At 71.5% G+C, this 20055-nt stretch carries 19 protein-coding genes; 13 read left to right on the plus strand and 6 right to left on the minus strand.

Going from position 1 to position 20055, the window contains the following annotated elements:
• The first annotated feature begins 32 nt into the window (after positions 1-32).
• Complete coding sequence (locus ABT232_RS19140; protein WP_351841310.1) at positions 33-1607, plus strand: alpha/beta hydrolase family protein; 1575 nt, start codon at positions 33-35, stop codon at positions 1605-1607.
• Positions 1608-1749: 142 nt separating this feature from the next.
• On the opposite strand, the gene ABT232_RS19145 is transcribed toward ABT232_RS19140, so the two are convergent.
• Positions 1750-3162 carry an FG-GAP repeat protein gene (locus ABT232_RS19145; protein ID WP_351841312.1) on the minus strand — a complete coding sequence of 471 codons (1413 nt, stop codon included), beginning with the start codon at positions 3160-3162 and terminating at the stop codon, positions 1750-1752.
• Between the two features lie 183 nt (positions 3163-3345).
• Positions 3346-4221 (minus strand): LysR family transcriptional regulator, encoded by an 876-nt coding sequence (locus ABT232_RS19150; protein ID WP_351841314.1) that lies wholly within the window; start codon positions 4219-4221, stop codon positions 3346-3348.
• A 231-nt stretch (positions 4222-4452) separates the two neighbouring features.
• Here ABT232_RS19150 and ABT232_RS19155 point away from each other — a divergent pair, with 231 nt between their 5' ends.
• From ABT232_RS19155 to ABT232_RS19165, 3 genes are all read left to right on the plus strand, one after another.
• Positions 4453-5454, plus strand: a complete 1002-nt coding sequence (locus ABT232_RS19155; protein ID WP_351841316.1) for an EamA family transporter — start codon at positions 4453-4455, stop codon at positions 5452-5454.
• Positions 5451-6758, plus strand: coding sequence for an MFS transporter (locus ABT232_RS19160; RefSeq protein WP_351841318.1), 1308 nt, complete (start codon positions 5451-5453; stop codon positions 6756-6758). Before ABT232_RS19155 ends, ABT232_RS19160 begins: the two co-directional genes overlap by 4 nt.
• A gap of 200 nt (positions 6759-6958) precedes the next feature.
• Positions 6959-7807, plus strand: a complete 849-nt coding sequence (locus tag ABT232_RS19165) for a carbon-nitrogen hydrolase family protein (protein WP_351841320.1) — start codon at positions 6959-6961, stop codon at positions 7805-7807.
• On the opposite strand, the gene ABT232_RS19170 is transcribed toward ABT232_RS19165, so the two are convergent.
• On the minus strand, positions 7784-8665 hold the full coding sequence (locus tag ABT232_RS19170; RefSeq protein ID WP_351841322.1) for a LysR family transcriptional regulator: 882 nt from the start codon (positions 8663-8665) through the stop codon (positions 7784-7786). The genes ABT232_RS19165 and ABT232_RS19170 overlap by 24 nt on opposite strands.
• 104 nt (positions 8666-8769) lie before the next feature.
• Between ABT232_RS19170 and ABT232_RS19175 the strand changes: the two genes are divergently transcribed.
• Positions 8770-9513, plus strand: coding sequence for an SDR family oxidoreductase (locus tag ABT232_RS19175; RefSeq protein ID WP_351841324.1), 744 nt, complete (start codon positions 8770-8772; stop codon positions 9511-9513).
• A gap of 132 nt (positions 9514-9645) precedes the next feature.
• Here the strand turns inward: ABT232_RS19175 and ABT232_RS19180 are convergent, their stop codons facing one another.
• Positions 9646-10056: a peptidoglycan-binding domain-containing protein gene (locus tag ABT232_RS19180; protein ID WP_351841326.1), complete on the minus strand. Its 411-nt coding sequence runs from the start codon at positions 10054-10056 to the stop codon at positions 9646-9648.
• Positions 10057-10393: 337 nt separating this feature from the next.
• Between ABT232_RS19180 and ABT232_RS19185 the strand changes: the two genes are divergently transcribed.
• Positions 10394-11311, plus strand: coding sequence for a helix-turn-helix domain-containing protein (locus tag ABT232_RS19185; protein WP_351841328.1), 918 nt, complete (start codon positions 10394-10396; stop codon positions 11309-11311).
• Complete coding sequence (locus ABT232_RS19190; protein ID WP_351841330.1) at positions 11304-12314, plus strand: helix-turn-helix domain-containing protein; 1011 nt, start codon at positions 11304-11306, stop codon at positions 12312-12314. The genes ABT232_RS19185 and ABT232_RS19190 overlap by 8 nt, the downstream gene beginning before the upstream one ends.
• Before the next feature lie 30 nt (positions 12315-12344).
• Here the strand turns inward: ABT232_RS19190 and ABT232_RS19195 are convergent, their stop codons facing one another.
• Positions 12345-12578 carry a hypothetical protein gene (locus ABT232_RS19195; protein WP_351841332.1) on the minus strand — a complete coding sequence of 78 codons (234 nt, stop codon included), beginning with the start codon at positions 12576-12578 and terminating at the stop codon, positions 12345-12347.
• Positions 12579-12872: 294 nt separating this feature from the next.
• On the opposite strand from ABT232_RS19195, the gene ABT232_RS19200 reads away from it, so the two are divergent.
• A complete protein-coding gene (locus tag ABT232_RS19200; RefSeq protein ID WP_351841334.1) occupies positions 12873-13421 on the plus strand; it encodes a DUF1062 domain-containing protein in 549 nt (182 codons plus the stop codon).
• 343 nt (positions 13422-13764) lie between these two features.
• Positions 13765-15420 (plus strand): purine-cytosine permease family protein, encoded by a 1656-nt coding sequence (locus ABT232_RS19205; protein ID WP_351841336.1) that lies wholly within the window; start codon positions 13765-13767, stop codon positions 15418-15420.
• An 86-nt stretch (positions 15421-15506) separates the two neighbouring features.
• Here the strand turns inward: ABT232_RS19205 and ABT232_RS19210 are convergent, their stop codons facing one another.
• Positions 15507-16574, minus strand: coding sequence for a zinc-dependent alcohol dehydrogenase family protein (locus ABT232_RS19210; RefSeq protein WP_351841338.1), 1068 nt, complete (start codon positions 16572-16574; stop codon positions 15507-15509).
• 349 nt (positions 16575-16923) lie between these two features.
• On the opposite strand from ABT232_RS19210, the gene ABT232_RS19215 reads away from it, so the two are divergent.
• From ABT232_RS19215 to ABT232_RS19230, 4 genes are all read left to right on the plus strand, one after another.
• Positions 16924-17760, plus strand: a complete 837-nt coding sequence (locus tag ABT232_RS19215; RefSeq protein ID WP_351841340.1) for a DUF4397 domain-containing protein — start codon at positions 16924-16926, stop codon at positions 17758-17760.
• Positions 17761-17844: 84 nt separating this feature from the next.
• A complete protein-coding gene (locus ABT232_RS19220; RefSeq protein WP_351841342.1) occupies positions 17845-18564 on the plus strand; it encodes a class F sortase in 720 nt (239 codons plus the stop codon).
• Between the two features lie 47 nt (positions 18565-18611).
• Complete coding sequence (locus ABT232_RS19225) at positions 18612-19172, plus strand: RNA polymerase sigma factor (protein ID WP_351841344.1); 561 nt, start codon at positions 18612-18614, stop codon at positions 19170-19172.
• A complete protein-coding gene (locus tag ABT232_RS19230; protein ID WP_351841346.1) occupies positions 19159-19980 on the plus strand; it encodes an anti-sigma factor in 822 nt (273 codons plus the stop codon). The genes ABT232_RS19225 and ABT232_RS19230 overlap by 14 nt, the downstream gene beginning before the upstream one ends.
• Positions 19981-20055 lie beyond the last annotated feature (75 nt).

The following is a 20055-nucleotide window of genomic DNA, read 5'->3' on the forward strand; positions in this document are numbered from 1 at the left end:
CGACGTCATATGACGGACCCGAGGAGAAGGCCATGACCGTGTTCATCCTGGTGGCGGGCGTGTTCACCGGCACCCACGTGTGGCAGGAGACGGCCGCGCGGCTGACCGCGGCCGGCAGCGAGGTGCGCGCGGTCCCGCTCACCGCGGTCGACGCCACTCGCCCCGCCACGTCGGCCGGCGTCGATCTGGAGACACACATCGCGGACGTGATCGCGGAGATCGACGCGGTGGACACGGCGGGACCGGCGGCAGAGGACGTGGGGGAGGCGGGAAACGCTGTGGGCGGGGTGTCCGGCCGGGAGATCGTGCTCGTCGGTCACGACTACGGCATCCATCCGGTGCTCGGCGCCGTCGACCGGCGCTCACAGCGCGTCTCCCGCGTGGTGTACCTGGACTGCGGGATGCCGCAGAACGGCGTCCCGGCTCTGGCCGCCGTACCGGACCAGGCGCTGCGCGCGCGACTGGCCGAGCAAGCACAACGCGCGCTGTACGCGGGCGAGTTGGCGCCGCCGGCCGCCCGTGAGGAGTGGCAGCGCTGGGGCAGTACGGCCGACGTCGGCGACGCGGCACTGGACCGGCTCACGGCCCTTGCCGCGCCGCAGCCGCTGGGCACGCTGCTCCAGCCGCTACGGCTCACCGAAGCGGTGACGGCCGCGCCGACCACCGGGGTGCTGTGCACCCTCAACGGCGTCAGCGTCGACATGGTGCAGCAACTCGTCGACCTCGGCGACCCCGTGCTGGCGGCCCTGACCGACCCCGCGGTCTCCTTCTTCGACCTGCCCACCGGGCACTGGCCGATGCTGTCCCGTCCCGCCGAACTGGCGGACGTGCTGCTGCGCGCCGCGGCCGGCGAGGGGCGCCGTCTGCGCCCGGCCGGCGCCGGCGCACCGCCTGCCCATCGGCGCCCGTTCCCGCTGGACGTGCCTGAGCTGCCCAGGGACCGCGAGGGCCACGTCGACCTGTACGTTCCCGACGGCGAGGGGCCGCGGCCGGCCGTGGTCTTCGTGCACGGCGGCCCGGTCCCCGCCGGATCGCGACCCACCCCGCGCGAGTGGCCGACCATGGTGGGGTACGCCCGTCTGGCGGCCGCCGAGGGCATGGTCGGCGTCACCCTCGACCACCGGCTGCACGACGTCACCGACTACGAGCGCGCCGCCGAGGACGTCACCGCCGCGGTGGACCTGGTGCGGGCCGATCCCCGGGTGGACGCCGACCGCATCGCCCTGTGGTTCCTCTCCGGCGGCGGCCCGCTCACCGCGGACTGGCTGAGGAATCTCCCGGCCTGGCTGCGCTGCGTGGCCGCCTCCTATCCGATCCTGGCGCCGATGCCCAACTGGGGCCTGTCCGGCGACCGGTTCCGCCCGGCCGAGGCGGTCGCGCATGCGGGTGACCTGCCCGTCGTCCTCCTCCGGGCCGGCCTGGAGGCACCCGAGATCGCCGCCACCGTGGAGGCGTTCGTGACCGCGGCCAAGGACAGCGGGACGCGCCTGGAACTGATCGACGTACCCAACGGCCACCACGGCTTCGAGACGATCGACCCGCCCGAGGAGACCCGCCCCGCCCTGCGCCAGGCGATCCGCTCGGTCGTGACCCACTTGACAGACTGACACCCGAGCCACCCCCCACCCGGCCCGCCTGCTGAAGAGAGGGCGCGCCGGGTGGGGCGGTTGCAGGGCTCGGTTGGAGTCTCCGCGCTCCGCCGGACTCTCCACTCCGGATGCAAATGATCCGAACGAAACGGCTCACGCCTCAGCCGGCGAGGTGTGCGCCGAACTGTGGGGTGCCGGAGGTGGAGACGCCGGTGCCGGAGGCGGTGATGCCGGGGGTGCCGGTGGCGCCGGGGCCGGTGTTGCCGCGGAAGTAGACGGCCGACCCGTCGCCCGCGTTCTCGTCGGGAACGCCGACGAGGAGGTCCCAGTTCCCGTCGTTGTGGGTGTCGGCAAGGTGCAGGGAGGCACCGAAGTGGTCGCCGGTCTCGTCGTCGCCCGGAACGTTCGGGGTGCTCTGGGCGAAGAACTGGGCGGTAGTGGTGCTGTCGGCCCCGATGGCGTCGAAGCCCTTCTCACCGCCGTAGACGACGGTGATCGCCCCGGTGCCGCCGGCGCTGCCGAGGCTCTCGCCCGGGGCGCCGATGACCAGGAGGTTCGCGCCGTAGCCGTGGGACGCCGCCACTTCCAGGGCGGCGCCGAAGCGGTCGCCGGACTCGCCGGCGCCCGGGATGTTGGGCGAGTCCTGCGTGACGGTGTAGGAGACGGTGGCGGACGGGCCCTTGGCGTCGCCGTTGAAGACGCGGACGACGCCGCCGCCCTCGTTCGGGGCGCCGAGCGCGATGTCCTCGTAGTAGTTGTTGTCGAAGTCGCCGATGGCGGCGGAGGTGCTGGTGGGCAGCTTGACGATGCCGGCGGGGTCGAGGCCGGTGGCCGAGCCGAGCGCGTAGTAGGTGCTCGCGCCGGTGACGACGATGTCGGCGATCAGGTCCTCGCCGCCGAAGTTGCCCGAGGCGATGGCCGTCGGGGCGCCCGTGACCGAGGCAGGAGGGGTGAAGCGGTAGGCGCCGCCATGGCCACCGGCCTTGGTGAAGCCGCCGCGGAAGACGTCGATCGCCGCCTTGTCAGAGCCGATGGCCAGGTCGGGCTTCTGGTCGCTGTCGACCAGCGCGGCGAGGACCCGGCCGAACTTGTCGTGGGAGCCCGGCGCCGGGTCGGCGATCGTCACACCGGTGGTCAGGCCCGCGTCGGAGCCCCACAGGATCGCGACCGTACCGCCGTCGGTGTCGGTGCCGACGTCCTCGCCGGAGGCGCCGACTGCGAGGTCGGCGTAGCCGTCGCCGTTGAAGTCCTGCGCCACGACGGCGTCGCCGAAGCGGTCACCGGCCTCGGACCCGCCCGGAACACCGGGACTGTCCTGACTGATCACGGTACGCCGGGCGCTGCTCGGGTCGCCGACACCGCCCCACAGGACGACCACCTGCCCGGCGGCGGACTTGCCGGCCACGTACGCACCGGGAGCGGAGACCGCGATGTCGCGGTAGCCGTCGCCGTTGAAGTCGCCGGGCACATTGGACCCGGCGGCGCCGGCAGGGCCGGCCGTCACGGTGAGCATCCCGCCCGTCAGGGCCGCGACGGCGGCGATGGCCAGGGATCTGTGGAGGTGCTGGGTCACGCTGGTTCTCCTGCTTGGTGCATACGTCTGCTTGGTGCATACGTCTTACGGCCTTCGCGCCGACCGGGACCGTCGGACCTGTGTGGCGTGGTCCCGACGTACGCGACGGCTGAGCGATCAAGGAGACCGGCGACCGGGCGCAAAGGTTGTACGCGGACAAGCACGAGCTGGGATCGCCCGTGTTCACTCCTCCTCGATGCCCAGCAGTTCCAGGAAGGCCGCGGCCGCCGGGGTGAGGCTCTCGTTGCCCCAGATCACATACTCGGCGCGGGCGGGTGCGTCCGTGATCTCGATCGTGGCCACCCCGGCCAGGCTCGCCACGTACGTGGGCGAGAGCAGGGCCACTCCCAGGCCCGCGCCGACGAGTCGGGCCAGGTAGTCCGCGTTCGTCACCTCGAAGGCGACGTCGCGGGTGAGGCCGGCCGCGGTGAAGGCCAGATCGGACTGGGCCCGGCCGGCGGTCTTCGCCGGGAGGTCCACGAACACCTCCGTGGACAGCCGGCGCAGATCGACCGAGGTCTCGCCGGCGAGCGGGTGGTCCGGGGAGACCACGGCGACCAGCCGCTCCCGTGCCAGTTCCCGGGCCTTGACGCCACGAGGGCGGGACGTGACCGGGATGCCGAGGAAGGCCACCTCGATCTCACCCTCCCTGACCCGCTCGACGAGTTCGTCGCTCGCTCCCACGCTGAGGCTGATCCGGGCCTTGGGATGACGCTGGTGGAAGTCCTTGAGGACGGTGGGGATGTCCACGGCGGCAACGCTGGGGATCAGCCCCACCGCCAGGCGTCCGCGCACCTCCCCCACGGCCGCCGCGACCTCGGCGGCGGCCCGTTCCGCAGCGTCCAGGCACTGGCGGGCGGCGGGCAGGAAGGCCGCGCCCGCCGCGGTCAGCCGGACCCGGCGGCTGGTGCGTTCGAAGAGCCTCGCGCCCAGTTCCTTCTCCAGGCGCGCGATCTGATGGCTGAGCGCGGACTGGACCACCAGGCAGCGCTGGGCAGCCCTGGTGAAGCTGTTCGTCTCGGCCACGGCGATCACGTACCGCATCTGCTGGAGCTCCATGGATCCATCGTGATTCGAGATCCATGGGGTGACAAGCATGCATTGGACTCATCGATCGGCCGCCATGAGACTGGTGACCGGTGGCGAACAGCCGCGCGCGGCGGGGAGCGTCGTGCGGCCGCCTCGGGCGAGCCCATGACGGTCCGCCCTCCGTCGGGGACCGCGGGCGAACCCGGAGATCACGCCTGCGCTGCCCGTCATGTCCGCGGGACACTTCTACGGGATCGAGGCATGGTGAAGAGCAGACAGGCCGTGTTCACCCCGGCCCTGACGGGTCTCGCTCCGGCGGTCTGGGGCAGCACCTATCTGGTGACCACCGAGTTGCTGCCGCCGGACCGGCCGCTCCTCGCCACCACCATGAGGGCGCTGCCAGGCGGTCTGATCCTGCTGGCGCTCGGCCGGAAGTCACCGGTGGGCGTCTGGTGGTGGCGTGTGCCGGTGCTGGGTGTCCTGAACATCGGCGCCTTCAACTTCCTGCTGTTCGTGGCTGCTTACCGCCTGCCGGGCGGCATCGCCGCCGTCATCATGTCGGCGCAGCCCACGCTCGTCGCGATGCTCGCCGCCCTCTTCCTCGGTGAGCGGATCAGAGCCCTCCAGGCTCTGGCGTGCGTGATGGGTGTGGGGGGTGTGGTGTTGCTCGTCGTCAGAGGTCCGGCGTCGCTCGACACCGTCGGGGTTCTCGCCGCGGCCGGCGGAGCGCTGTGCATGGCCTCGGGCATCACGCTCACCAAGCGGTGGGGCCGGCCGGAGGGTGTCGGTCTGCTCACGTTCACCGGGTGGCAACTCACGGCCGGCGGTCTCGTGCTGCTGCCCTTCTGGCTGGCGCTGGAGGACCTTCCCGACGGTCTCACCGGCTCCAATGCCATCGGGTTCGCCTACCTCGTCACTCTGGGCGCGGTCCTGAGCTACGTCGTCTGGTTCCGGGGCATCGAACGCCTGCCGACCGTCGCGGTCTCCTTCCTCGGACTGGGCAGCCCGGTGGTGGCGACCCTGCTGGGCCACCTGTTCAAGGACGAGGAGCTGTCCGTCCTCCAGATCGTCGGCGTGCTCGTGGTCTTCCTGGCGGTCGTGCTCGGCCGGCCGCGCCCACGTGGGCGAAGCCTGAGCGGTCCCGATCGGCCCGAGCGTCCCCCGGTCGCACGGCCGCCGCAGGCTCCCCCGACCGCACCGCCGCCGCCGGCCTCCCCTACCACTTCCCGTACCGAGCCCGACCAGATCCGGAGGATCGCGTGACCGCGCCTGAAGGTGTGCAGGACGACGTGCAGAACGGCATGCAGAACGGCATGCGGAACGACGAGCGGGACGGCGTGCAGGGCGGCACGCAGGACGACGGACAGAACCCGGCGAACCGTGCCGGCACGCCACGCCGGCAGGTGCCTCCGGGCCGGGGATGGCTGGGTGTGGCCGCGATCACCGCCAGTCTGTTCGTCTTCCTGACCACCGAACTGATGCCGATCGGCCTGCTCACCCCGCTCAGCGAGAGCCTCGGGGTGTCCGTCGGCGCGGCCGGCCTGATGGTCACGGCGCAGGGGGTCGCGGCCGGTCTCGGCGTGCCGTTCATCGTGGCGTGGACCCGGCGCGTCAACCGGCGACTGCTGCTGAGCGCGTTGCTGGCCGTCCTGGCCGTCGGAAACCTGATCACCTCGATCGCCCCCAACTACCCGCTGATCCTGGGCACGCGTCTGGTCATGGGCTTCGCCAGCGGCGTCTTCTGGGCCATCGGCGTCAGCATGGCCATGCGCATCGTCCCGGAGAAGCACGCCAACCGGGCCACTGCCGTGGTGATGTCCGGCATCTCCATCGCCACCGTCGTCGGCATCCCGCTCGGCACCCTGCTGGAGAGCGCCATGGACTGGCGCGCCACCTTCCTGGTCTGGGCCGGCCTCAGCGCTCTGGTGCTCCTCGCGGTCGCCTGCACCGTTCCGTCACTGCCGTCGACCAACGCGGTGTCGGTACGCGAGGTGTTCGGGCTGCCGGTCAGGAACGTACCGCTGCGCGTGGTCCTCGTCATGGTCGTGCTGTTCGTCCTCGGCCACTTCGGCGCCTACACCTTCGTCCGTCCCTACCTGGAGGAGAACGCGTCCGCCACCGCCCGTTTCATCACCGTCGTCCTCATCGTCTTCGGGATCGGTGGCGCGATCGGCAACTTCATCGGCGGCCAGACCGTCAGGAAGAGCCTGCGGGGCAGCTTCGTCGTGGGCGGCCTGGTCCTGATCGCCGCGCTCGTCCTGCTGCTGACGGCCGGCGCGAACGAGGTGAGTGTCATGGCCGCCATGGTCGTGTGGGGCGTGGCCTTCGGTGTCGTGCAACTCAGCCAGATCAACATGACGCTCTCGGCGGCCCCCGAGACCTTCGAGGCCGCGATGTCGCTCAACACCATGGCCTACAACACCTGCATCGCCCTGGGCGCCGTCTTCGGCGGTCTGCTCGTCGATCACGTGGGTGTGACGAGTGTCGTCTGGTTCGGCATCGTCCTGATGGCTCTCGCCGTGCTCCTCCGCGTCGCCACGGACCGCGGGAACACGCGGACGAGCTGAGCCCCCCAGAGCCGGTAGCAAGTGGGAGGAGGGCAGGTGGGTGGGCCACTGCCCGCGAACGGAACATGTGTAGCCGGCCCGGCCCGGCCATCAGCACGGCTTATGCGACCTTCATGAATGATCGTTGGATGTCATGTCGATCATGGCCCAGCATGGACCACGAGCCACACGACATTGCGCCCTCCGGCGAAAGGAACCTCATGAGCGCGGCCACCTCTCACCCCTCTCTCCCCTTGCGAGTGGCGGCAGCGCAGGCACGCTCGGTCCCCGGGGACATCGACGCCAATGTCGCCGCTGCCGTCGGCATGGTCGAAGCGGCTGCCGCCGACGGGGCCCGTCTCATCGTGTTCCCGGAGAAGTTCCTCACGGGTTACGAGCCCGACCTCATCCGCGCGGACCCGCTCGAGCACGCGGTGCAGGCGAACGGCGACAGCCGACTCGACGCCTTGTCGGCGGCCTGCCGTGACACCGGCGTCGTCGCCGTGGTCGGTACGGCCGTGCACCAGGCCGGCGAGCTGTTCGTCTCCGCTCTGGTCGTCGGCTCCGCCGGTGTGGTGTCGGCTCGCTACGACAAGCAGTGGCTCTTCCCCTCGGAACGCGCCCTGTACCGGCCGGGCGACGACGGACTGTCGCTCGACGTCGACGGCTGGCGGCTCGGCCTCGGCATCTGCTACGACGCCGGCTTCCCGGAGCACGCCCGCGCCGCCGCCCTCTCCGGCTGCCACGCCTACGTCGTCGGCGCGCTGTTCGGCGTCGGCAACGGTCGTCACGAGTCACGGACGTGGTTTCCCGCCCGTGCCTGCGACAACACCATGTACGCGGTGCTGGCCAACCACGTCGGCACGACCGGCGGATGGCAGGCGTGCGGCGGCAGCGCCGTATGGGACGCCACGGGACGGCTCGTCGCCGAAGCGGGGCCCAGTGATCCCGCACTGGTGGTCGTGGAGCTCGACCCCGAGCACCTTCGGCGGGCGCGCCAGAATCACTCCGTGCTCGCCGCCCTCAGCGCGGCACCCGCCCGGCCCTCAGTCACCGTCGTCGGCCTGTAGCCGGGAGACCAGGGCGGTGGCCGAGCGGACCAGGCCCGCCACCGCGGGCGAGCGGCTGTGCGGGGGCCAGGCGATCACCGTGGTGACGTGCGGGGCGTCGGAGACCGGTACGGCGGTCAGGTCGTCGCGAAGACCGGTGCGGCCCGACTCCGGGACGACCGCGCAGGCACGGCCCAGGGCGATGAGCTGGGTGAGCTGCGTGTGGTCGCGCACCTGCGGGCCGGGGCCGTCCGGGAAGGTCCCGTCGGGGCGCGGCCAGCGCGGCAGGGGCAGGTCGGGCAGGTCGGTGACCTCGGAGAGCCGCAGGTGGGGGCGGACGCTGAGGGGATGGCCGGCCGGGAGGACGGCGACCTGACCCTCGGTGTGCAGGTCCTCGGTGTCGAAGCCGGCCGTGTCGTCGAAGGGCCGGTGCAGCAGGGCCACGTCGGCCCGGCCGTCGCTCAGCACCCGCGCCTGCTCGCCCGGCCCGCACAGCAGGACGTCCACGGCGACGGCACCGGGCTCGCCGGCGTAGGCGCCGAGCAGTTTCGCCAGCAGTTCGTCGGAGGCGCCCGCCTTGGCGGCGAGGACCACCGCGGGGCGGCCGGTCGCGGCGAGGGCGGCCCGGCGGGTGCGCCGCTCGGCGGCCTCGACGGCGTCCAGTGCCGCTCGCGCCTCCCGCAGCAGTACCGTCCCGGCCTCGGTCAGGGCGGCGACACCGCGGCTGTCGCGCTCCAGCAGGGTGGTGCCCAGGCGCCGTTCCAGCCCGCCGATCGCCCGCGACAACGGGGGCTGGGCGATCCCCAGCCGCTGCGCGGCCCGGCCGAAGTGCATCTCCTCGGCGACCACGACGAAGTACCGCAGCTCTCGTGTCTCCACTCCGCCAGCGTAACCGGGCCGGCCTGGAGCGATACCCGGGCGGTATCGCCGTGCACCCGATCGGTCTTGGACGCCCGGCCGGGCCAGGCAGAACCATCGGTGTCATGAGTGAGACGAACATCGTGAATGGACGAAAGGTCGCGCTGGTGACCGGGGCCAACAAGGGGATCGGGTACGAGATCGCCGCCGGGCTCGGCGCGCTCGGCTGGTGCGTCGGGGTCGGCGCGCGGGACGCGGAGCGGCGCGAGACCGCCGTGGCGAAGCTGCGCGCGGCCGGGGCCGACGCGTTCGGCGTGCCGCTTGACGTGACCGACGACGCCGGCGTGACGGCGGCGGCCCGGCTGGTCGAGGAGCGGGCAGGGCGACTCGACGCGCTCGTCAACAACGCGGCGATCACCGGCGGTTCACCGCAGGAGCCCACCTCGGTCGACGTGGACCGGGTGCGGGCGGCCGTGGAGACCAACGTGATCGGTGTCATCCGCGTCACCAACGCCTTCTTGCCGCTGCTGCGCCGCTCGCCGTCCCCGCGGATCGTGAACGTCTCCAGCAGCGTCGGCTCCCTCACGCTCCAGACGACACCCGGCACCGATACGGGCCCGATCTCCGCCGCCTACGCGCCGTCCAAGACGTTCCTCAACGCCGTCACCGTGCAGTACGCCAAGGAACTGGCCGACACCGACATCCTGATCAACGCCGTCTGCCCCGGCTTCACCGCGACCGACCTGAACGGCTTCCGGGGCGTGCGCACCCCGCAGCAGGGCGCGGCCTCCGCGATCCGGCTGGCGACCGTACCGGACGGCGGGCCGACGGGTCGCTTCTTCGACGACGAGGGTGAGGTGCCGTGGTGACGGGCATGCGGCCCGCGGTTGGACGGGGCGGCCTGCGGCACGGCGCGTCCCACCGCTCCGTCCTTCGTCCTTGACACGCGGAGGCCCCGGCTCCACGAGCCGGGGCCTGGGCGCCGGAGGCTGATCAGTGGATCAGCAGTACAGGCGGCGCAGGTAGGGCCAGCTCTTGGGGCCGATCTTGCCGTCGACCGCCAGGCCGGCCTTGCACGCGCCGTTCACGGTGCTCTGGAAGAGCCGGGCGGCGGACTGGGAGCGGGAGCCGAAGACGCCGTCGATGGTGCCGGGGTTGTAGCCCTGGTACTGAAGGAGACACTGCGCCTCCTTGCCCGCGGCGGTCACCTGCGTCGTGGACGGCACGACCGTGTCCCCGCTGTAGTAACCGGCGGTGAGCCGGCCGGTGGAGCTCATGTTGACGTCGCACGGGTAGGCGGCAGCCGCTTGGGCGCCGGTTCCGGCCGCGACGGCCCCGGTCGCCGTACCGCCCACCAGCGCGGCGGACGCGAGCAGGAGTGCGGCATACCTACGGGTTGTGGAGAAAGGCATCAAAGCTCCGTGTCTGAGGTGGAGTTGTCGCGCAACGGACTGCGGTCGGTGTCCGGTGCCGGAGGCGGTGACCTCCGCCGCGGCCCGGACGACGGTCATGTTGGTCGGCCGCTCGTCCGGGGGCCAGGCTCATCGTCACGTTGGGACATCCTGGGACGGTCACGTCGTTGAGCTGCGGGGATGCCGCACGGGACGAAGCGGCGCCGGGACGCGGGCCGGCCTCCCGGGTGACGCGCCCGACCGAGACGGGGAGAACTCGTGTGCGACCAGCGTGATTTCCGTACGCTTACCCCCGCGTCGAAGCCGTACGGAGCGGCGTGGCGTGAAGGGGATGGGCATGCCGCGTTGGAGGCCGCTGCCCGAGACGCTTGACCTGTCGGTCCGGCAACTCGTGGTGCAGATGCGTCAGCTGAAGGATCACAGCGGGTTGAGTCTGACCGCGCTGGCGAGCAGGACCTCGTACAGCAGGTCGTCCTGGGAGCGCTGCCTCAACGGCAGGTCGCTGCCACCGCTGTGGGCGGTGGAGGCTCTGGCGGACGCCTGCGGCGGTGATCGCACGACGCTGGCCGCGCTGTGGGAAGTGGCCACCACCTCGGTCGCGACGGACAAGTCCCGTGCGGTGCGCACCGATGCGGGAGCCGGTGGCGGGTCTGCGGCTGAGCAGCCGGAGGAAGCGGCGACCGAGCCCTCGTACGAACCGGCGGCGGCAACGCCGTTGCCGCAGGCACAGACACAGACACGGAGGCCGGCGCCGGTCGCGACGGTGCGGAGGCTGCCGTTCGGCACGAACACGCTCCGCACCTCGGCGTTCGGCACGGCGACGTTCGGCACGGCGGTGATGGTGTCGGCGGCCGCGGTCGTCGTCGTGCTGGTCACGGCGGGAGTGCTGGCCGCGGCACGGCCGTGGGAGTCGTCGGCACCGCGGCGTGCGACGGCGGCAGCGTCCACGGTCCCCACCTCCACATACTCGCCCCGGACGTTTCCCTGTTACTTCACCGTGCGCGACGGTCTGCTCTACGCGGGGCACAGCACGACACTGACCGATCCGTACTTCGCCGGGGTCACCGTCGAGGCGGTCGCCGAGATCCAGTGCCTGGTCCAGAAGCACGGCTTCGACCCGAAGGGCATCGACGCGTCCTTCGGGCCCAACACCAAGGCCGCCGTCCAGGGCTTCCAGCGGTCTCGCGGACTCGATGACGACGGCGTGGTCGGGCCTCGTACCTGGCGGGAACTCAGGAGGCCGCCGCGTGACTGAGGACAGCCGGCCGGGGCCGGACGGCCCGCCCTCGCCACCCCCGCCACCCCCGCCACCCCCGCCACCGTCGCCTTCCACGCCGCACGCCGCCTGTGAGGTCCGCCGACTGGCGGAACGGCTGACGGAGGCCAAGAAGGCGACCGGGATGAGCCTGGCCGCGCTGGCCGCCGCGACCGCGTACAGCAAGTCGTCGTGGCAGCGCTACCTCAGTGGGAGGGCGCTGCCGCCACGGGACGCGGTGCAGGCCCTCGCCGAGCTGAGCGGCGCGGACGCCGCACGACTGCTGGCCCTGTGGCGACTCGCCGACAGTTCCTGGAGCGGTCGCGATGCGCAGCATCACGACACGGCGGCGGGAAACGGGCCGCCCCCTCCGAAATCACATGTCCCGCCGGTCCACTCTCCGGAACCGGCGGTGGAGACCAGCCTCGACGCCACCCCTGCCGACACGGGACATGACCGACCTGCCGCCGGCGCGGCGCACCACACGCCGACGGCAGGCAGGCCCGAGCGGCGCGCCGTCCCCGTCGCCGTCCCCGCCGGCGTCACCGCCGCCCTCGTACTGACCGGCGTGGTGATGGCGAGCGTACTGGCGGCCGTGGTGCTGACACGGGCGACCGCCGAGGAAAGCCCAGGCCCGGTTTCGGGCGCGGAACGGCTCGTGATCCCGTGCCGTGGACACGACTGCACCGGCCAGGACTCCGAGCAGGGCGAGACGGACTGCTGGTCGGACGCGCGCACGCACGCGGTGCGTACGGTGTCGGGTCGAACCGTGGAACTCCGCCACAGCGCGAAGTGCGAGGCGGTCTGGGGCCGCATCCGTGACCCTCGGCCGGCGGACCGTGTGTGGGTCGAGACCACCGACAGCCGTCGCCAGTCCCGCCAGGTGACCGTCCCGGGCCACGCCCTCTACACCCTGATGCTCGGCGTCGACTCCCCCGCCGACGCACGGGCTTGCTACGACTTGGGCGACGGCCCGTCCGGCTGCACCGGGCGAGGGCGTTAGCACGCGCCACCGGTACCCCCGCTCCGGGCGCTACGCCGCGCTCTCCTTGCCCACCTCGCCCGGGTCCCCCAACGGCCGGGTCAGGGAGTCCTCCGGGTCCGGCCGGCGACCCGGCTCCGTCTCGTCCAGCTCCCAGTAGTGCCGGCAGTCGTCGCAGCGGTACTCCGCGATCCCCACGTCGATCAGCAGTACGGCGTGGTGCGGGCAGCCGCTGCCGTCACCGCGGCCCACGCAGTCCAGCTCCAGTTCCCCGGCGTCCCCCATGCTTACGACGGTGCGCCGTGTCGGCGTCGCTCGGGGAGAGGGCTTGTGGGGCGCACAGGCGCTCACCCCCGGCAACACACCCCAGCACCCGCCAACAGCCCCACGAGCATGACGCCAAAACCAGTGGAGCGGCGCCGCCGTGCGCCATTACCGTGCTGCCGAACCGAGTCGCCCAGCAGAGGACACCCCGTTGTACACCCTGTGAGACCTCCCGAGCGCTGATCTGTCGCGCGTCGCACCTGTGCGCCGCGCTGCTTCTTGCTGCGGACTTCTCACTGAAACCGGTGTACTTCTGTGCTCAACACCTGGGTGGTCATGCCCACCTGCCTGCCGACCGTTCTCCGCCGCTGTCACGCCTGCCCGTCCGGGCGCTTCCGGCCGAACGGCAAGTTCCGCGTCAACGCGAACCACAAGCTCCTCGACGTCTGGCTCCTCGTACTCTGCTCCTCCTGCGGGGACACGGCGAAGCTCACGGTCCTGGAGCGGATGAACGTGCGCTCCGTCCGGCCCCAACTGCTGGACCGGCTGCACGACAACGACCCAGGCCTGGCAGCCGAGTTGCTCCAGGACCCGGTCGTCCAGCGCCGCAATCGCATCGCCCTCGACTGGAACCACGCCTGGCGTCTCGACACCGGCGGGTCGGACCACCTGGACCGCGAGGTCATCGACGTCTCCGTGCGCTTCGCGGCACGGATTCCGGTCCGGCCGGTACGACTGATCGCTGAAGGCTGCGGCCTCTCGCGGGCCGAGGTCGAGAGACTGATCACCGAGGGGAAGGTCTTCTCAGCGGTCCGGCTGAACGGCAAGCTCTCCGGCGACTTCACCTTCACGGTCAAACGCTGAGCCCTCCCCGAGCCCAGGGGCTTGTCCGGCGGAACCCCGCCGGACAAGCCCTCGAGAACGCGTGCGGAAACCTGCCGTTCACGCCACACGCGCCTTGAGGGAAACACGCGGTCACTAGCGTCTCCGCTCATGAATCCGCAGTTGTATACGGGAGTTCGGCCCGCGTGAGCGGTTCGCCGGACGCGTTTCCCCCCGAGGCGGCGGCGCGGTTCGAAGTGGCGTCGCCCGTCCGCCGCCTGCCCATCCGCCCACCGACCTGCCCGTCCGCCGACCTGCCCATCCGCCCGGCCGCTCGCCCGCCGTACGTAGGCGTACCGCATCCCCGAAGGGCTGACAGCTGACCATGAGCACCACTGAGTCACCTCAGACGGCCACGGTGCCGCACTCCCCCACCAGCCAGGCCACCAAGGAGACGCTGGAGGACTACACCCTCCGTTTCGCGCCGCGCAGTTACCGCCGCTGGACCCCGATGGTCGTGGCGACGACCGCACTCGGCGGCATCGCCTACATGGCCGACTTCTCCATCGGCGCCGGGATCGGACTGGCCCACGGCACCGGCAACGCGCTCGTGGCGATCGCCGTCGCCGCGGTCGTCATCTTCGTCACCGGCTTCCCCCTCGCGTACTACGGCGCCCGCTACAACATCGACCTGGACCTGATCACCCGCGGCTCCGGCTTCGGCTACTACGGCTCGGTCCTCACCAGTGTCATCTTCGCGAGCTTCACCTTCATCTTCTTCGCCCTCGAAGGCTCGATCATGGCGCAGGGGCTGAAGATCGGCCTCGAAATGCCGCTGTGGCTGGGCTACTTGGTCTCCACCCTGATGGTGATCCCTCTGGTCGTCTACGGCATGAAGGCACTCAGCAAGCTCCAGGTGTGGACCACCCCGATCTGGCTCGTGCTGATGGTCGCCCCGCTGGTCTACCTGGTCGCCACCGACCCGGGCACGGTGGACCGTTTCCTCTCCTACGCCGGCACCGACGGCGAGGGCGGAGTCAACACCGCTTCCGTGCTGCTCGGCACGGGCGTGTGTCTGTCGCTGATCGCGCAGATCGGCGAGCAGATCGACTACCTGCGCTTCATGCCGCCCAAGACCGAGGCGAACCGGCGGGCCTGGTGGACCGCGGTGGTCATGGCCGGCCCCGGCTGGGTGGTGCTCGGCGCCCTGAAGCAGGCCATCGGTGTCTTCCTCGCCGTCTACATCCTGGCCGAGGTCGGGCCGACGGCCGCCCCCGAGCCGATCCAGCAGTTCCGTGGCGCCTTCGACGCGATGATGCCGTCCTGGCTGGTCCTTCCGCTGGCCGTGGCACTGGTCGTCATCAGCCAGATCAAGATCAACGTGACGAACGCCTACTCCGGGTCGCTGGCCTGGACGAACTCCTTCACCCGCGTCACCAAGCACTACCCCGGCCGCATGATCTTCGTCCTGGTCAACCTGGCCTTCGCGCTCGTGCTGATGGAGGCCGACATGTTCAGCTTCCTCAACAGCATCCTCGGCTTCTACTCGAACTGCGCGATCGCCTGGGTCGTCACCGTCGCCACCGACATCGGCGTCAACAAGTACCTGCTGAAGCTCTCACCGCACGCGCCCGAGTTCCGCCGCGGCATGCTCTACGCCGTCAACCCGGTCGGCGTCGTCGCGTTCGTCGCCGCCTCCGGCCTCTCCATCGCCATGTACTTCCACGCGCTCGGCGACACCCTCCAGCCGTACTCGCCCGTCGCCGCCGCCGTCATCGCCTTCGTCCTCACTCCGCTGATGGCCGTCGTCACCAAGGGCAGGTACTACCTGCGCCGGTCCGACGACGGCATAGCCGAGCCCTTGCTCGACGCGGACGGCAACCCGAGCGCGACGACGTACGACTGCCACGTCTGCCACCAGCCCTACGAGCGTCCCGACCTGGCCGCCTGCCGCACCCACGACGCGATGATCTGCTCACTGTGCCTGAGCACGGACAAGGTCGGCGACCACGTCCTGCCCGCGCAGCCGGCCACCGCGTGACCTCATGGCCGGGCGGCACACGAGACGCCGCCCGGCCTCCTCCAGCACGTGGTCGCCCGTCGCAGCAGCCCTGATCAGGCGTCGTCTCACGATGTGACGGCCAGTTCTCCGTGGGGTTCCCCGCTGAGCACCACCTTGAGCGCGCCGGTGTCCGCGGCCGCGGCGAAGACGTCGTACGCCTCCGCCATCCGCTGCAGCGGGAAGGTGTGGGTGACCAGGGCGGCGGCGGGCAGGCGGCCGGCGGCCGCCATCCGCAGGAGGGTGGGCGTCGAATGGGTGTCGACCAGGCCGGTGGTGATCGTCACGTTCTTGATCCACAGGTCTTCCAGGTGCAGGGTCACGGGTTTGCCGTGCACGCCGACGTTGGCGACGTGCCCGCCCGGCCGCACCATGCGGGTGCACAGTTCGAAGGCCTCCGGCAGTCCGACCGCCTCGATGACCACATCGGCTCCCAGCCCGTCGGTCAGATCGGCGATCAGTTCCTCCGGTGCCTCGGCCGGATCCCCTACGGCGTCCGCACCGAGCTCCCGTGCGGCGTCTCGCCGGGTCGCGGCCGGGTCCACGACGAGGATCTGCTCGGGGCTGAAGAGCCGGGCCGTGGCGACGGCCGCGAGGCCGACGGGTCCGGCGCCGACCACGGCGACGGTGTCGCCGGGCTGTACCTCTCCCTTGCGGACGCCCACCTCGTAGGCGGTCGGGAAGATGTCCGCGAGCAGGACGGCGTCACGGTCCGTGACCGTGGCGGGCAGTGGGTGCACCGACAGGTCGGCGTACGGCACGCGCACGTACTCCGCCTGGGTGCCGTCGATCAGATGGCCGAGGATCCAGCCTCCGCCGCCCCGGCACTGGCCGTACATCGCCCGGCGGCAGTACGCGCAGCGCCCGCAGGCCGTGATGCAGGAGACCAGGACCCGGTCGCCCGGGCGGACCGTGCGCACGTCGGCGCCGGTCTCCACGACCTCGCCCACCGCCTCGTGCCCGAGGACCGTGCCGGGGCGGACCTCAGGGACGTCGCCCTTGAGGATGTGCAGGTCGGTGCCGCAGATGGTGACGGAGTCGACGTGAACGACGACATCGGTCGGCTCCTTCGCAGCAGGGTCCGGGACGTCCTGCCAGGAGGACTGGCCCGGGCCCTGGAACACATAGCCCTTCATGACGAACCTTCCTGGAGTGCGGTGCGGTGCACGCTGTGCCCCGCAGTTCCAGGGTCCGCCATGACGTGGTCCCTCGCTCGGGCCGTTCGGCCCTGACCGCGGTCAGCCCGCCGGCCCGACCGGCATCCGGCCCGGCATCCGGCCCGGCAACCCGACCGCCGCTGCTCGAGCCGCCGCGTGGCGCCGTGTGCCGGAGCCGGTCAGCCGTCCGTCCCTGCGTCCCGGCGTCCCGGCGTCCCGGTTCGGTGTCCTCGAAAAAACGGGCTTCGGGTGAAACCGCGCCTCTGCGCCCGGCCGAATGCTTCTGCGCAGAGGCCGAGCACTGCACCAACCCGGAAGGAAGATTGCCATGACCGCACGAGTAGCGGGCGCGGCGCTGGCCGCCGGAGCTGTCGTCGTCCTGTCCGTCACCGGTGCCTCCACCGCGCTGGCCCAGTCGTCGTCCGCGGACGACGAGCAGGCCACGGTGTCGGTGCTGCACGCCGTACCCGGTCTGACGGTGGACGTCTACGCGGGAGACAAGGAGCTGATCGCCGACTTCGAGCCAGGAACACTGACCGAACCGATGAAGCTGGACGCCGGGTCCTACGACATCAGGATCTTCGAGGACGGCAAGGGCCCGGACGGTACGCCCGCCATCGAGAAGACGGTCGACGTGCCCGACGGGGCCGACGCCACCCTGGTGGCCCATCTGACCGCCGACGGCGAGCCCGCCCTGGACGCGTTCGTCAACGACACCTCCAAGGTGCCCGCTGGTGAGGCCCGGCTGACGGTGCGCCATGTCGCGGCGGCACCCGCCGTCGACGTCCGCGCCAACGGCACCCCGGTGTTCGAGGATCTGAAGAACCCGGACGAGGCCACGGCAGAGGTGAAGGCCGGGACGGTCTCCGCCGATGTGGTCCTCGCCGGCACCGACACCGTCGCCATCGGTCCTGCCGAGCTGAATCTGACCGAGGGCACCAACACCGTCGTCTACGCGTGGGGCAGCGCCGACGACAAGAGCCTGGCGCTGAAGACGCAGGCGCTGACCGGTATGCACTCGGCTCCCGATGGTGTACCCGCCGGTGGCAGCGGACAGGCCGCCGCGCACAACGAGAGCGTCCCGCTCGGCGCCCTGTCCCTCGGTGCGGTGTCCGCCGTCGCCGTGGCCGGACTGCTGATGCGACTGCGCGCGACCACTCGCTAGGACCGCACGCACGGTGTGCCGCCGCCCGCCGCCCCCGGCCGGCTGCGGCACGCCGGCCCCAACGGTACCCGGAGGACGATTCGTATGGGCACCCCAGCGCCACGGCGCACGCTGCTGGCCGCCCTGGCTGTGGCTGTCGTGGGGCTCCTCGTCTCCGTCGCGATGGCCGTCGGGACGTGGAGCGGGCGGCCGAGCGCCGATGTGGACGACTTCGGGACCGCACTCGGCAGCCGCCCCACGGCTGCCCAGCGGGCCCTGGAGAGGACACCGGAACCGGCTGCCACGGAGGAGGCGGGTACGACGGCGTCGGCGGCCCCCACGGTCCGAGAGCCGTCGGTCCCGGAGCCGTCGGTCCGGGAGCCGTCGGTCCTGGAGCTGCCCCGGCTGGGCGTCCGGGCTCCGGTCGACCCGGTGGGGGTCGCGGCGGACGGACAGATGGAGGTGCCTGAGGATCCGCGTCGGGTCGGCTGGTACCGCTTCTCTCCGCGGCCGGGCGAGGCGACGGGGTCGTCCGTCATCGTCGGGCATGTCGACTCCGAGCGGGGTGACCTGGGCGTCCTCGCCGGTCTGTCCGAGGTACGGCAGGGCGACGAGGTGCGGATACGGCGTTCGGACGGCAGCTGGGTCGACTTCCGAGTCGTCTCACGACGCACTGTCGACAAGGAGACACTGACCGGAAGCGGCGTGTACCGCAGGGACGGGTCGGCGGTCCTCAGCCTGATCACCTGCACCGGCCCGTACCTCCCCGACAAGGGCGGATATCAGCAGAACCTGGTTGTCACGGCGGTAGAGGCACCGACGTGACCACGATGTGGGGCGGATCCGAGGTCCTGGCGGCTAACGTGGTCGGCGTGACGTCCGCCTCCGACGACGAGCTGGCCCGCGGCTTCGCCGAGGGCGACGAGTCGTGTCTCACCGAGGCGTACCGCCGATGGGGCGCCCTGGTCTTCACCGTGGTGACACGGCGGCTGGGAGACGCCGAGGAGGCCAAGGACGTCACCCAGCAGGTGTTCGTCGGAGCCTGGCGCGGCCGGCGGGGCTACGATCCACGACGAGCGTCACTGAAGACGTGGATCATGGGCATCACGCACAAGAAGGTGGCTGACGCCCATGCCCATCGGTCCCGACACCTGAGAGACCTGGAGGCGGCCACCGGTGCGACGGCAGTCGCGCACTCGCAGGAGCAGCGCTCACCGTCGGACTCCGTGGTGGACCATCTGCTTCTCGTCGACGAGCTGGAGAGGTTGCCCGAACAGCAGCAGACCGTGCTCAGGCTGGCCTTCTTCGAAGACCTCACGCAGGCACAGATCGCCGAGCGCACAGGGCTCCCCCTGGGCACGGTGAAGACGCACACTCGGCGTGGGCTGATGCGCATGAAGCACCGATTGGAGGTGGACGGTGAAGCACGCTGACGAGGAGACGCTGGCGCTGATGGCGCTGGGTGAGGCCGCGCCGTCCACGGCCGACGAGCACCTGCGCCAGTGCGAGCGGTGCCGCCAGGAACTGGTCCGGTTGCGTCACGTGGTCGCGACGACCAGAGCGCCCGTGGTGCGGGACGACGAGCTCCTTGAACCACCGGCCGACCTGTGGGACGACATCGCCGACGAACTGGGACTCGGCTCACGGCCGGGCGCCGCGCACAGGGACACCGCCCGCGCGGACGGCGGCGAGGAGGTGCCGCCTCAGCCGTCGTCTCAGCCCACGCAGACCACGACGCGGGTCATGCGCCCGCCGGAGGACGGCGGCGGCGCCACGACCGCGCCCCCGGTCCCCCGGCCCCGTCGGCTGAGTCGCTTCGCCGTGATGCTCACCGCTTGTGCCGCACTCCTCGGTGCCGCGGCAGGCGCTGGGATCACTTGGTGGGCCGGCGACGACACCGCCGTCACCGCCCCGGCCACCCAAGGCGCACGACTGGACTCGCTCCAGGCCGGTTCGGTCGGATACGCGCGGCTCACCGGCGGTGACAGCGGCCGCACCCTCGACATAACGGTCCAGGGCCTCCCCCAGACCTCCGGCTACTTCGAGGTCTGGCTCATGGACCGCAGCCACACCAAGCTGATCTCCATGGGCGTCCTCGGTCCCGACGGCCACGCCGCACTGCCCGTGCCGGACAACGTCGATCTCACCGAGTACTCGGTGGTGGACGTCTCGGTCCAGCCGTACAACGGCAAGCCGGACCACTCGGGGGACAGCCTCGTCCGAGGGCCGTACCGACTCTGAGCGGTCGCCGGCGGGCAGCCGCATTCCCCGGTGAGCGGTGCCGGTGAACCGCGGCGTGCGGCTCGGTCGAGACCG

Source organism: Streptomyces sp. NPDC001532 (genome assembly GCF_040298625.1).
In the GTDB taxonomy this organism is placed as follows: Bacteria; Actinomycetota; Actinomycetes; order Streptomycetales; family Streptomycetaceae; genus Streptomyces.

What these genes read in the sequence shown, in the direction of transcription:
- ABT232_RS19140 (WP_351841310.1), top strand. Translation starts at nt 33, where the DNA reads ATGACCGTGTTCATCCTGGTGGCGGGCGTGTTCACCGGCACCCACGTG.
- ABT232_RS19150 (WP_351841314.1), bottom strand. Translation starts at nt 4,221, where the DNA reads ATGGAGCTCCAGCAGATGCGGTACGTGATCGCCGTGGCCGAGACGAAC.
- ABT232_RS19155 (WP_351841316.1), top strand. Translation starts at nt 4,453, where the DNA reads ATGGTGAAGAGCAGACAGGCCGTGTTCACCCCGGCCCTGACGGGTCTC.
- ABT232_RS19165 (WP_351841320.1), top strand. Translation starts at nt 6,959, where the DNA reads ATGAGCGCGGCCACCTCTCACCCCTCTCTCCCCTTGCGAGTGGCGGCA.
- ABT232_RS19175 (WP_351841324.1), top strand. Translation starts at nt 8,770, where the DNA reads ATGAGTGAGACGAACATCGTGAATGGACGAAAGGTCGCGCTGGTGACC.
- ABT232_RS19180 (WP_351841326.1), bottom strand. Translation starts at nt 10,056, where the DNA reads ATGCCTTTCTCCACAACCCGTAGGTATGCCGCACTCCTGCTCGCGTCC.
- ABT232_RS19185 (WP_351841328.1), top strand. Translation starts at nt 10,394, where the DNA reads ATGCCGCGTTGGAGGCCGCTGCCCGAGACGCTTGACCTGTCGGTCCGG.
- ABT232_RS19195 (WP_351841332.1), bottom strand. Translation starts at nt 12,578, where the DNA reads ATGGGGGACGCCGGGGAACTGGAGCTGGACTGCGTGGGCCGCGGTGAC.
- ABT232_RS19205 (WP_351841336.1), top strand. Translation starts at nt 13,765, where the DNA reads ATGAGCACCACTGAGTCACCTCAGACGGCCACGGTGCCGCACTCCCCC.
- ABT232_RS19210 (WP_351841338.1), bottom strand. Translation starts at nt 16,574, where the DNA reads ATGAAGGGCTATGTGTTCCAGGGCCCGGGCCAGTCCTCCTGGCAGGAC.
- ABT232_RS19215 (WP_351841340.1), top strand. Translation starts at nt 16,924, where the DNA reads ATGACCGCACGAGTAGCGGGCGCGGCGCTGGCCGCCGGAGCTGTCGTC.
- ABT232_RS19220 (WP_351841342.1), top strand. Translation starts at nt 17,845, where the DNA reads ATGGGCACCCCAGCGCCACGGCGCACGCTGCTGGCCGCCCTGGCTGTG.